We start from the raw sequence: 875 nt of genomic DNA on the forward strand, positions 1-875 counted from the left end.
ACAGGCACAACTAAACAACACAGTGAGTAACAAACACCTGGCGTTAGCACCAAAAACCACAATCACCAATGCATTCCTGCTGTGCCTGTCCTATTTTCTCCTAAATGATAAGTAATAACCATTAGCGCCATGACAGGCCGGTTTATTTTGTACGCTACCAACCGGGTAGATATAAACTAGGTTACGGCCTTCATACATTAATATTTTATCAATCTTGGCTGTAGTATCAGCTTGCGCGCCAACCGCAAACAACAATGCCATGGCAACTAAAATACTTTTTATCATTTTTTAATCCTTTAAAGCTAATTAGCTCCGCCCCCTTTTTCTGAGGAATATGTTGCTGACTTAGCCTCGCCTTTCATTCAAAAAATCTTGAACTTTTCCGGCGTGAAGCACACCAACAGCAAGAAAAATCAAAGCCCATATAATACTTAAACCTTTGCTGTTCCAAGAAAAAATAAAGCAAACACCTGCCATAACGTACCCTATAAAAATCTGCCCCCAAAATATCTTCCTAGTGTGCTTAATGTTTTCACAGAAATCTTTTATTGATGGATCAAATCTATAAAATAAGAATGCAATTAACAATGCAATTAATGAATACGCAAACTCCCCTTTAAAAAACAACATTACTGTGACAACCCCAAGGATCTGGAAAAACATATACTCTCTAACATGTCGTTTTTTTTTCATTAATCACACCTCGTTGGTATTGTGCATACGTAATTCGCTTTACCCGTATTCATCTGGTGAGCAGTATTGCCGGTCTGAATAATTGGGGTCAGAGTCTGAGAGATCCCCACGAATTTAAGCATTTAAAAACTCGCTTGCGGATCATCAATCAATGTTCGTAATTTATCAATCGCTGCTTGCCA

At 38.3% G+C, this 875-nt stretch carries 2 protein-coding genes; both read right to left on the bottom strand.

The window, feature by feature from the left end; all coding sequences use genetic code 11:
• Positions 1 to 90: 90 nt before the first annotated feature.
• Positions 91 to 285 (bottom strand): hypothetical protein, encoded by a 195-nt coding sequence (locus VT06_RS16830; RefSeq protein WP_235357470.1) that lies wholly within the window; start codon positions 283 to 285, stop codon positions 91 to 93.
• A gap of 60 nt (positions 286 to 345) precedes the next feature.
• The gene (locus tag VT06_RS16835; protein WP_046555487.1) at positions 346 to 693 is read right to left on the bottom strand and encodes a hypothetical protein; all 348 of its coding nucleotides are present in this window, start codon (positions 691 to 693) and stop codon (positions 346 to 348) included.
• Positions 694 to 875 lie beyond the last annotated feature (182 nt).

Source organism: Arsukibacterium sp. MJ3, assembly GCF_000987765.1.
Classification (GTDB): Bacteria; Pseudomonadota; Gammaproteobacteria; order Enterobacterales; family Alteromonadaceae; genus Alishewanella.

Bases quoted from the DNA above. Each gene is read 5' to 3' on its own strand.
- VT06_RS16830 (WP_235357470.1), bottom strand. From the start codon at position 285: ATGATAAAAAGTATTTTAGTTGCCATGGCATTGTTGTTTGCGGTTGGC.
- VT06_RS16835 (WP_046555487.1), bottom strand. From the start codon at position 693: ATGAAAAAAAAACGACATGTTAGAGAGTATATGTTTTTCCAGATCCTT.